We start from the raw sequence: 312 nt of genomic DNA, 5'->3' as shown, positions 1-312 counted from the left end.
GGGCACTTACGCCCCCGAGGGCACCGCACGCCTGCCCGCACCACTGCCCGGCTGGCTGCACGCCGAACTCGTCCGCACCGGCCACGTCATCGCCCCACCGGTCCCCAGGCAGCCCCTCGCGCGGACCCGTCGTACCCGCAGACCCGCCGCAGCCCACCGTGTCCTCACCCCGCTGGTCGACGAGATCGCTCAGTGCGCGACCGCGTCCGAAGGAACCGGGTTCACGGAGAAGCTCAACCGAGCCGCCTACACCGCAGGAGGCCTCGTGGCAGCCGGCCACCTGGAGGAGACGGCAGTTCGCGACCAACTCCG

The 312-nt window shown here is 72.8% G+C and carries 1 pseudogene; it reads left to right on the top strand.

The features are described 5' to 3' along the window. Positions 1 to 312, top strand: a pseudogene (locus tag TN53_RS43700) (DNA primase); the annotation flags it as partial.

It is taken from the genome of Streptomyces sp. WM6386 (genome assembly GCF_000972385.1).
In the GTDB taxonomy this organism is placed as follows: Bacteria; Actinomycetota; Actinomycetes; order Streptomycetales; family Streptomycetaceae; genus Streptomyces.
This window is presented reverse-complemented; position numbering and strand designations above follow the sequence as displayed.